The sequence below is a fragment of the Thiobacillus sp. SCN 63-57 genome (genome assembly GCF_001725555.1).
Lineage (GTDB): Bacteria > Pseudomonadota > Gammaproteobacteria > Burkholderiales > Thiobacillaceae > Thiobacillus.
On sequence record NZ_MEGP01000028.1, the window covers coordinates 24,681 to 34,412 of the forward strand.

Consider the following 9,732-nt stretch of genomic DNA (forward strand, 5'->3'; position numbering starts at 1 on the left):
AAATATCGTTATTACAGACTATTCTAAGATACTAACCAATCAGGCAGCGTCAGCCATTGCGGCATGTTCAACGGCAAACCTTCCCTCTCAAAAAATCCCTGAACGCCCAGACACGGACCGGGCAGGCGCGTACTCAAGGCCGCCAGGTTTTCCGCTGCCTGCGGCATTGCCGGCTCGATGTGGTTGCCCACCCACCCTGCCCACGGGACACGTCGCAGGGTGATCGATTCGGCCGTCAGCAATGCATGATTCAGACAACCCAGTCGCAGTCCCACCACCAGCGCGACGGGCAGGCCCAGACGCAGAGCAAGGTCCGCCATATCCTCGTGCTCATTCAGCGGGACCCGCCATCCCCCTGCGCCCTCGATCACCACGACATCGGCGATGGCGGCGAGGCGCGCATGCGCTTCGGCGATGACCTCCAGGTCGATCCGCACACCGAGCGACTCCGCGGCAATATGCGGCGCGATGGGTTCGGCAAAGGCGTAGGGATTCACATCGCGCACGTCCGCGTGAACGTTGGCCGCCTGCATGAGCGCAACCACATCCTCATTCAATTCACCCGGCGCAGCGCCGGCCGACACCGGTTTCATTGCCGCCACCCGCAGCCCGCGCGCGCGCAGCGCATGAATCAGCGCCACCGCCACGCGCGTCTTGCCGACGCCCGTATCGGTGCCGGTGACGAACAATCCGCGCACACTCATGCCAGCCCCAGTTTGCGGCGACGCTCGCCGATGTTGAACTGGATCACCTGCCGTCCGTCTTCGCGCCGGCTCTTGTCACCTGCCCAGGCATGGCCATAGATCACTTCGAAAGTCGCCGGCAGCCGTCCGTCGCGGCGCTGCATTTCATAGGCCTGCTCAAGCCGCGACCACGCCGTCTTGCCCAACAGGCCGCGGCGTCGGGCCGAGGCCGCATTGTGCGCGCCGATTCCCTTGAGATCGCGCATCAATGACTTGAGGTCGGCATAGGTCAGCGTCAGCATCTCCATTTCCATCACCGGGCTCGAGAACCCGGCGTGGATGAGCATGTCGCCGATGTCGTGCAGGTCGATGAAGCGATTGACGTGCGGCGCATCGTCGATAGCCGTGAAGGCCTCGCGCAGTTCCTTCAGCGTGTCGGGGCCGAAGGTGGCGAAGATCAGCAGACCGCCAGGCGCCAGCACCTGATGAAACTCCTTGAACGTGGCTTCAAGATCGTGCGCCCACTGTATGGCCAGGCTGGACCAGACGAGATCCATGCTGTTGGGTTCAAGCGGAAGCCGCTCCATATCGGCGCACACCAGATGATTCGACTCCGCAGGAGAAGGCGCCAGACGATGCAGCACACGCCGCGCCCACGTCGGCTGCGGCAGGCGGGCACGTGCCGCCATGAGCATGGCTGGCGCGATGTCGAGCGCACAGAATTCGGAGGCTGCATAGCGCGCACGCAGATGCGCCAATCCATAGCCGGTGCCCGTGCCGACATCGAGCACGCGGCCTGGTTGCAGCGACATGAAGTCGAGACGTTCCAGCAAGCGATCGCATACTTCGCGCTGCAATACCGCGTGCGCGTCGTAGCTGGTGGCGGCATGATCGAACGCGCGCCGCACTTCGGCGAAATCGAGCTCGGCTTCAGTCATGGGCAAAGCCTGCGATTGCGGCAGCCACGTCTGCACTGTGGGACAGATGCGGCGCATGCGCAGCCCTGGCCAGTTCGACATACCGTGCGTTTGGGAGGGTTTCAGCCAGCCAGCGCCCTGCTGCCGCCGGCGTCAATGCATCGAGTGCGCCATGCAGCACCAACGTCGGCTGCGTCAGGCGCGTCAACTGCTGACGCAAGTCTGTTTCACGCAGAATCGTCAACCCACCCGACAAGGCCTCGGCGCGCGCCTGCGGCAGGGCCAGAAAGTGCTGGCGCAGCCGCTGCAACAATGATTTTTGATCGGGCACGCCACGTGTCTGCAAGCTGAGAAAGCGCAGTAGCGTGGCCTGCGGGTCGGCCAGCAGCGATGCGCCGAAATCCTCCAGGTCGGTTGCAGACACCCCATGTGACCAGCTTTCATCTGCGACGAAACGTGGTGTCGAGGCCAGCAGGATCAGGCGACTCAATTTTCCCGGGTGATCGAGCGCGGCGCGCATCACCACTTGTCCACCCAATGACCAGCCCAGCACGGTGCTGCCTTCCGGAACCTGTTCCGTCAGATCGTCTGCCCAACTCTGCAACGAGTTGTTCGGCTGACTGTTGCGCCCACCATGTCCCGGCAAATCGAATGCGCGCACGTCGAAATCATCACCCAGCAATTGTGCAAGCACGTCGAACACGCGCGCATTCATGCCCCAGCCGTGCACCAGCACCAGTATGGGCTTAGTCGAGCGCATGCAGGGCCTCGACCAGTTGAGCGATATCGTCGGCGCTATGTGCAGCTGACAGGGTAATGCGCAAACGCGCCGTGTCGGCGGGAACCGTCGGCGTACGGATGGCGGGCACCATCAGCCCACGTTGCAGCAAGTCTTTCGACAGGTGTACGGCATCGGCATTCGCGCCGATCACCAGCGGCTGAATCGGTGTGTCCGAGGGCATCAGAACGCCCCGCTTCAGACCTGCCAGGCCTTGGCGCAGTTGCGCGACATGCGCCCCCAGCCGTTCGCGCCGCGCGTCGCCCGCCTCGATCTGGCGCAAGCTTTCCAGCAGACACGCCGCCAGGACCGGTGGCGAAGCCGTCGTGTAGATGTAGGGGCGCGCCTTCTGGATCAGCCAATCGATCACGCTGGTGTGCGCGGCCACCGCGGCACCCGACACGCCCGCGGCCTTGCCCAGCGTGGCCAGATAGATCACGCGGTCGCTCGAGCGCGCGCGTTCGGTCAAGCCGCCGCGACCGCCGTTGAGCACGCCGAAGCCATGCGCGTCGTCGAGATACAGCCAGGCGTCGTAGCGTTCGGCCAGCTCGAGCAGCGCGTCGACCGGCACCAAATCGCCGTCCATGCTGAAGACCAGGTCGGAAACAATGAGCTTGTCCTGGACCGTACTGTCTGCGAGTTGCGATTCAAGTTGAGCGAGATTGTTGTGACGGTAGCGACTGAAGCGCGCACCGGACAGCTGCGCTGCGTCGACCAGCGAGGCATGGTTGAGCTTGTCGGCGAAGATCTCGCCGTGGCGGCCGACCAGCGCGGTGATCACCGCGAGGTTCGCCATATAGCCGGTGGAAAACAGCAGGGCCGCCGGTTTGCCGATGTAAATGGAAAAAGCCGACTCGAAGTCGTGATGAAAACGGTGGTGGCCGGTGATGAGATGGGCGGCACCCGCGCCAACACCGCATTGGTCGAGCGCAGCATGCGCGGCTCGAATCAAAGCCGGATCAGCGGCAAGGCCGAGATAATCGTTACTGCAGAAGGAAATGACGCGCTGGCCATTGATCGTGACATGGGCGCCTTGTGCGCCGTCGAGCAGCAGGCGCCGCCGTTCGAGATGATCGGTCCTCAGCGCCGCCAGCCCCTGCTGCAGGCGGGTCAGCGCAGCAAAACTCACAACGGCTGCAGGCCCAGCGAATCGAACAGGCGCTGGTCGCGTTCCCATTCGGGGTTGCCGGTGGTGAGCAGTTTCTCGCCGTAGAAGATCGAATTGGCGCCGGCGAGGAAGCACAGTGCTTGCACCGCGTCGCTTATCTGCTGGCGCCCGGCCGACAGGCGCACGAAGCTCTTCGGCATGCAGATGCGCGCCACCGCGATGGTGCGGACAAACTCCAGTGGATCGAGCGCTTCGGTGCCGGCCAGCGGCGTACCCTCGACCTGGACCAGCAGGTTGATCGGCACCGATTCGGGCTGTGGATCAAGCGAGGCCAACTGTGCGATCAGACCGGCGCGCTGGGTGCGCGATTCGCCCATGCCAACGATGCCGCCGCAGCACACGTGCAGGTCGGCATGACGCACGCGCTCCAGCGTGTCGAGGCGATCCTGATATTCACGCGTGGTGATGATCTCACCGTAGAACTCGGGCGCGGTGTCGAGATTGTGGTTGTAGTAATCGAGGCCGGCTTCCTTCAGCTGCTCGGCCTGGCCGTCCTTCAGCATGCCCAGCGTGGCGCAGGTCTCCAGCCCCAGCGCCTTCACCTCGCGCACCATGTCGAGCACGGGCTCGAGGTCGCGCTGCTTGGGGCCGCGCCAGGCAGCGCCCATGCAGAAGCGCGAGGCGCCGGCGGCCTTGGCGGCTTTCGCGGCGGCCAGCACGTCGTCGAGATCGAGCAGGCCCTGGTTTTCCACGCCGGCGTCGTAACGTGCCGACTGCGGGCAATAGCCGCAGTCCTCGGAACAGCCGCCGGTCTTGATCGACAGCAGCGTCGACAACTGCACGCGATTGGGGTCGAAGTTCTCACGATGCACCGTTTGCGCCTGATACATCAGGTCGGCAAACGGCAAGGCGAACAGCGCCTCGATGTCGGCCATGGATAGGCGCGCAGGCGGTTGAGTCATGTCATTCATTGATGGCTACCTCGATGGTCATGTCCTGCCACGACTCGCGCGCGGCCCGGTAAATATCAAACAACGCCCACGGCACGATCACCACCACCGCGAATCCCAGCACCAGCATCAACCCCTGCCAGCCGCCCAGCAGGTCGTAGAGCGGTTGGCCGAACACCACCAGACTGCCCATCACGCCGTAATAGCGGTAACCTGCCCATTTGTTGTAATGCGCCGTGCGCGGATTCGGGTGGTGCGCGATACTGGCATAGACGAAAATCGACGCGCCCAGCCAGATCATGATCGGTGGCAATGACAGCACGAACGGCAGGAAACCGATTTTCTGGCCGGCAAGCAGCTTGCCCAGCAGCAATGCCGTCAGCGAAATCAGCAACACCACGACGGTGATGAGATTGAACAGCTGCGCGGCGAAGCGGGAAGATGAAGCTGGAATGACGCGTTTGGCTTTCATGACCGCGATTTTCAGGGCGCACGCAGCCTCTGTCAAATTTCATAGACGACAAAATTGAACATCCGATCAATTTTTAATCAATTCATCCCACGAACCTGTCTGCTGTGCGGCGACGCGACGCGCACTGGGCATGTATGCCCGGCCTGCCTGACCGATCTGCCCTGGCACGCGCAGCCACAGTGTCCACAGTGCGCCACGCCCACGCCCCAGGGACAGACCTGCGGCGCCTGCCTCAAACGCCCCCCTGCGTTCGACCGTACCATTGCGGCGCTGCGCTATGTCTTTCCGCTCGACCGATTGATTCCGCGCCTGAAATACCAAGGCCAGCTTGCCATCGCACCGGCGCTGGGCGAGTGGCTGGCTCGGGCCACGGAAGCTGCACCAGTGCCGGATCGCCTGATTGCCATGCCGCTGCATGCAGCACGCATCCGTAAGCGCGGCTTCAACCACGCCACCGAAATCGCCCGTGACGTGGCGGCCCGGCAAGGACTCCCGCTCGATCTCAGCAGTTGCCGGCGCATCCGCGACACACCACCGCAGACGGGACTGAAGCACGATGCACGACGCCGTAATCTGCGCGGCGCATTTGCCTGTTCCGGAGACGTACGAGGGCAGCATATCGCGCTGGTCGACGACGTGATGACGACTGGAACCAGTCTCGACGAACTGGCCGCGACACTGAAACAGGCTGGCGCGCGCGAGGTGACGTGCTGGGTAGCGGCGCGCACGCTGCCGCCGGGTGACACGCAAGGCTCGCGCTAAAGCGCTGTTGAACGAATCGGCGTCAGCCGTAGATCTCTTCCACCGCGAAAATCCGCCGGTGTTCGCGCATGGCATAGCGGTCGGTCATCCCCGCGATGTAGTCGGCCACGGCGCGCGCACCCTCAAGCGATTCGCGCATCTGGTGCTCCGGCGGCAGCAGGCGGGCGTCGCCGGTAAAAGCCGTGTAGAGATCGCTGATGATGCGTCCCGCCTTGGCGCTCATGCGGGCCACCTTGTAATGGCGGTACAGGTGGCGCAGCAGGAAGCGTTTGAGTTCGCGGTGCTCGTCGAGTAGTGCGGGGCTGAACGCTGCCAGCGGCGGCGCTGCGCGCACCTCGGCCAGGGTCTGCACGCCGCTGTTCTCGACATTCCTGCGCGTGGTATCCACCAGGTCGAGAATCAGCGTATTGATGATACGTCGAACGGTTTCGGTCACCACGCGACGCCCCTGCAAGGTCGGATATTTCGCACGCACCTCCGCCAGGTGGCGGGCGAAGATCTGGACTTCGCTCAACTGCTCCAGTGTGATCAGTCCGGAGCGCAGACCGTCGTCGACGTCGTGGTTGTTGTAGGCGATTTCGTCCGCCAGGTTGGCAATCTGCGCCTCGAGCGAAGGCTGCTGTTTGTTCAGGAAGCGCTCGCCCACTGCGCCGAGCTTCTCGGCATTGGCGAGCGAGCAATGCTTGAGGATGCCCTCACGCGCCTCGAAGGTAAGGTTCAAACCCTCGAATTCGGCATAGCGCTCTTCCAGCAGGTCGACCACGCGCAGCGACTGCAGGTTGTGTTCGAAACCGCCGTGCTCGCGCATGCAGGCATTCAGCGCATCCTGGCCGGCATGACCGAACGGCGTGTGGCCAAGGTCGTGCGCCAGCGCCACCGCCTCCACCAGATCTTCGTTGAGATGCAGCAAGCGGGCGATGGTGCGGCCGATCTGCGCCACCTCGATGCTGTGGGTCAGCCGGGTGCGGAACAGGTCGCCTTCGTGGTTCACGAACACCTGGGTCTTGTATTCCAGCCGCCGGAACGCAGTGGAATGGATGATGCGGTCGCGGTCGCGCTGGAATTCGGAGCGCGGCGCGGCGGGCGGCTCGGCATGCTGGCGTCCTCGGGATTGACTGGAATGCGCTGCGTAGGGTGCGAACGACGGTTCCATCAAGTCTCCTTCAGTGCGGCGCGGTCAGCACGGCGGTCAGCACGTCGGTCGGCACGTCCGCGGTAATCACGGCCTCGCCCAGTTTCTTCAGCAGCACGAAACGCATCTTGCCGCCCTCCACCTTCTTGTCATGGCCCATGTATTCGAGATACCGGTCCACCCCCAGATCCGGCGCAACGTCCGGCAACCCGGCGGCACGGATCAGCGCGCGCGTGCGCGCAACGTCCGCCTCCGAAAGCCATCCCAGCCGCTGCGAAGTCTGCGCCGCCATCACCATGCCGGCACCCACGGCCTCGCCGTGCAGCCAGTTACCGTAGCCCATGCCGGTTTCGATCGCGTGACCGAAGGTATGGCCCAGGTTGAGGATCGCCCGGATGCCGCCTTCGCGCTCGTCCTGCCCCACCACCTGCGCCTTGATCTCGCACGAACGGTAGATCGCATGGGTGATTGTCGTCGGATCGAGCGCACGCAACCTGTCCATGTTGGTTTCCAGCCAAGCAAGAAAGTCGACATCCCAGATCAGGCCATACTTGATCACCTCGGCGAGTCCTGCCGACAATTCGCGTGCAGGCAACGTCTTCAGGGTATCGGTGTCGGCCAGCACCACTTTCGGCTGGTAGAACGCGCCGATCATGTTCTTGCCGAGCGGATGGTTGATCCCCGTCTTGCCGCCCACCGACGAATCGACCTGCGACAGCAGCGTGGTGGGAATCTGGATGAAGGGCACGCCGCGCTGATAGCTCGCCGCAGCGAATCCGGTCATGTCGCCGATCACGCCACCGCCCAGCGCGATCAGCGTGGTCTTGCGCTCGGCGCGCTGGGTCAGCAGTGCATCGAAAATCAGGTTCAGCGTTTCCCAGCTCTTGTAAGCCTCGCCGTCCGGCAGCACCACCTGCGCCACCATCACGCCGCCGGCCTCCAGGGTTGCCCTCAACTGCGCCAGATACAACGGTGCCACAACGGTGTTGGTGACCACCATCACACGTTTTTGCGGCAAGTGCGGCAGAATCAGCTCAGGTCGGCCCAACAGACCCGAGCCAATGTGGATAGGGTAGGAGCGGTCACCGAGATCAACTTGGAGGGTTTGCATGAAACTGAAAAAAGACAAAAGAGTTGTTCGATTGTAACCAAAGCCGGCATATTCCTTGAACTAACGCGTATGGCACATTGCTTGCTGAGCCCACAATCCATTGATTGATGATGATCCATGAATACCCACTCACTCAACCGCCGCCGCGCATTGCCGTTTTTTCATGGTCGGAGCGCATACGCATGCCAAGCCGCGGCTTTGTTTTTGTGTCGCCATATCGCCAAGACAGATGAAATCCCGTTCACGGCCATCCAGCGTTCAATCTAATGTCCATGCCTGACCGTATTCTGCTGGTTTCACCGGCGTCCCCGTTCAATCCCCAGTCGGGCGCACAACAGCGCACTGCTTTGCTGTACGAAGCTCTGCGGACGCTGGAGGAGGTGGATGTGGTGTTGCTGGAGCCTACCGCCGACCCCAGTCGACTGGATATACCGCCCAAACCAGGGATCCTGGCACATGGACGCTGGCACCAGCATCCGTTCGGCATCGGAAAATTCAAACCGGACAGCGCCCTGAATCTGGCACTCAAGGCAGCGGGTGTTGACCTCGAGCGCTATAGGCTGATCGTCAGCCGCTATCTCAATCCACTCGCCAAGCTGGTCGTCCCGCCCGGCGTACACAGCGTGGTTGACCTGGACGACTGGGGCTACCATTACGGACCCGGTGCGCTGGCGCTGGCCGCACAGTTCAAATCGCAGTATGCTGCGTGGCTGGCAAAACGGCAGCTCAAACGCTTTGACGCATATTTCTTTGTCAATCGACGCGATCAGGCACAGCATCGCGAACTCAAATCGGTACTGCTGCCCAACATCCCATACGCGCCACCCACCCAGCCATTTCCACAGACGAACAGCCCTGTTCTGCTGTTCGTCGGCTCGCTTTGGTATGCACCCAATCGCGAGGGCATAGACCGTTTCCTGGCCCGCAGCTGGCCCGCCATCAAGTCCGCCCATCCGGAGGCCGAACTGCTACTGGTGGGGGCCGCACCACCCGCCGTGCGACAAGCATGGGAACAGCATCCCGACGTTTCCGCTCCCGGTTTCGTCGACGATCTGGGCGAGGCGTACCGCAATGCTGCATTCACCATCGCTCCGATCTACTCGGGTGGCGGCACCAACATCAAGATTCTGGAATCGCTCGCTTATGGCCGGGCATGCATCACAACGCCCCACAGCGCCGAGGCCTTCAAGGAGGACCTGGGGAGCGCAGGCTTGGGGGTTGCCCGGGACGACAGACATTTTGCCGAACAATGCATCGCCTGGCTGGATGATAGCGATGACCGGAGACGCAACGCAGAAACAGGCTGGAACACGGTCATCGCACGTTACACACGCCCCCACTTTATCGAACAAGTCACGCAACTTTGCGCGCCACTTCTAAGATGACCCTGGATAGATGATGCGCAGGCAATCCCTCATCGACCAAGCCATCATTGCCCGTAATCTTCTGCAGGTCGTGCTCCCTCTGCATCGGTTACGGGCCTCGGCATCCAGGCCCATCCTGCCGGAAACGCCCACGCGTTTCGCCATCATCGCGGGCGATGTCACCGACCCTTCCAGTTCCCTGGGCGACCTGGCCATGTTCAGCGCCTTGATGCAATCGCTTCGGGCACAAAATCCGGACTCGACATTCACCATTATCGGTAACGCCGCCACACCATTGTCATACCCGGAATTGGCGAGACGCCGGTCGTACCCGCTTGGTCCGGGAAAACCGGAACGCGCGCTTTCGACGAATTGATACGCCAGCACCATGCCTTGTTTGTCATGGGCGCCGATATCCTGGACGGCAAATACGGTGCAGCCCTGGTACAACGCAT

At 62.6% G+C, this 9,732-nt stretch carries 11 protein-coding genes; 2 read left to right on the forward strand and 9 right to left on the reverse strand.

Going from position 1 to position 9,732, the window contains the following annotated elements; translation table 11 throughout:
- Positions 1-23 precede the first annotated feature (23 nt).
- Genes bioD through ABT23_RS12085 form a run of 6 tightly spaced genes read right to left on the reverse strand, consistent with a single transcriptional unit; the run spans position 24 to position 4,908 of the window.
- Positions 24-704: a dethiobiotin synthase gene (gene bioD, locus ABT23_RS12060; RefSeq protein WP_296635588.1), complete on the reverse strand. Its 681-nt coding sequence runs from the start codon at positions 702-704 to the stop codon at positions 24-26.
- Positions 701-1,621: a malonyl-ACP O-methyltransferase BioC gene (bioC, locus tag ABT23_RS12065; protein WP_296635590.1), complete on the reverse strand. Its 921-nt coding sequence runs from the start codon at positions 1,619-1,621 to the stop codon at positions 701-703. The genes bioD and bioC overlap by 4 nt, the downstream gene beginning before the upstream one ends.
- Complete coding sequence (bioH, locus tag ABT23_RS12070) at positions 1,614-2,360, reverse strand: pimeloyl-ACP methyl ester esterase BioH (RefSeq protein WP_296635593.1); 747 nt, start codon at positions 2,358-2,360, stop codon at positions 1,614-1,616. The genes bioC and bioH overlap by 8 nt, the downstream gene beginning before the upstream one ends.
- Positions 2,347-3,507, reverse strand: coding sequence for an 8-amino-7-oxononanoate synthase (gene bioF, locus ABT23_RS12075; protein WP_296635597.1), 1,161 nt, complete (start codon positions 3,505-3,507; stop codon positions 2,347-2,349). The genes bioH and bioF overlap by 14 nt, the downstream gene beginning before the upstream one ends.
- Positions 3,504-4,457: a biotin synthase BioB gene (gene bioB / locus ABT23_RS12080; RefSeq protein ID WP_296635598.1), complete on the reverse strand. Its 954-nt coding sequence runs from the start codon at positions 4,455-4,457 to the stop codon at positions 3,504-3,506. Before bioB ends, bioF begins: the two co-directional genes overlap by 4 nt.
- The gene (locus ABT23_RS12085; protein WP_296635601.1) at positions 4,450-4,908 is read right to left on the reverse strand and encodes a hypothetical protein; all 459 of its coding nucleotides are present in this window, start codon (positions 4,906-4,908) and stop codon (positions 4,450-4,452) included. The genes bioB and ABT23_RS12085 overlap by 8 nt, the downstream gene beginning before the upstream one ends.
- 54 nt (positions 4,909-4,962) lie before the next feature.
- Here ABT23_RS12085 and ABT23_RS12090 point away from each other — a divergent pair, with 54 nt between their 5' ends.
- Positions 4,963-5,670 (forward strand): ComF family protein, encoded by a 708-nt coding sequence (locus ABT23_RS12090; protein WP_296635603.1) that lies wholly within the window; start codon positions 4,963-4,965, stop codon positions 5,668-5,670.
- Between the two features lie 22 nt (positions 5,671-5,692).
- Here the strand turns inward: ABT23_RS12090 and ABT23_RS12095 are convergent, their stop codons facing one another.
- Positions 5,693-6,823, reverse strand: coding sequence for a deoxyguanosinetriphosphate triphosphohydrolase (locus tag ABT23_RS12095; RefSeq protein ID WP_296635606.1), 1,131 nt, complete (start codon positions 6,821-6,823; stop codon positions 5,693-5,695).
- Between the two features lie 10 nt (positions 6,824-6,833).
- On the reverse strand, positions 6,834-7,913 hold the full coding sequence (gene aroB / locus ABT23_RS12100; RefSeq protein WP_296635608.1) for a 3-dehydroquinate synthase: 1,080 nt from the start codon (positions 7,911-7,913) through the stop codon (positions 6,834-6,836).
- Positions 7,914-8,185: 272 nt separating this feature from the next.
- Between aroB and ABT23_RS12105 the strand changes: the two genes are divergently transcribed.
- Positions 8,186-9,298 carry a glycosyltransferase gene (locus tag ABT23_RS12105; RefSeq protein ID WP_296635611.1) on the forward strand — a complete coding sequence of 371 codons (1,113 nt, stop codon included), beginning with the start codon at positions 8,186-8,188 and terminating at the stop codon, positions 9,296-9,298.
- Here ABT23_RS12105 and ABT23_RS12110 read toward each other — a convergent pair.
- A partial coding sequence (locus ABT23_RS12110; protein WP_296635613.1) for a hypothetical protein occupies positions 9,290-9,732 on the reverse strand: 443 nt, incomplete at its 5' end. The two genes, ABT23_RS12105 and ABT23_RS12110, sit on opposite strands and share 9 nt — an antisense overlap.

What these genes read in the sequence shown, in the direction of transcription:
- bioD (WP_296635588.1), bottom strand. Translation starts at nt 704, where the DNA reads ATGAGTGTGCGCGGATTGTTCGTCACCGGCACCGATACGGGCGTCGGC.
- bioC (WP_296635590.1), bottom strand. Translation starts at nt 1,621, where the DNA reads ATGACTGAAGCCGAGCTCGATTTCGCCGAAGTGCGGCGCGCGTTCGAT.
- bioH (WP_296635593.1), bottom strand. Translation starts at nt 2,360, where the DNA reads ATGCGCTCGACTAAGCCCATACTGGTGCTGGTGCACGGCTGGGGCATG.
- bioB (WP_296635598.1), bottom strand. Translation starts at nt 4,457, where the DNA reads ATGAATGACATGACTCAACCGCCTGCGCGCCTATCCATGGCCGACATC.
- ABT23_RS12085 (WP_296635601.1), bottom strand. Translation starts at nt 4,908, where the DNA reads ATGAAAGCCAAACGCGTCATTCCAGCTTCATCTTCCCGCTTCGCCGCG.
- ABT23_RS12095 (WP_296635606.1), bottom strand. Translation starts at nt 6,823, where the DNA reads ATGGAACCGTCGTTCGCACCCTACGCAGCGCATTCCAGTCAATCCCGA.
- aroB (WP_296635608.1), bottom strand. Translation starts at nt 7,913, where the DNA reads ATGCAAACCCTCCAAGTTGATCTCGGTGACCGCTCCTACCCTATCCAC.
- ABT23_RS12105 (WP_296635611.1), top strand. Translation starts at nt 8,186, where the DNA reads ATGCCTGACCGTATTCTGCTGGTTTCACCGGCGTCCCCGTTCAATCCC.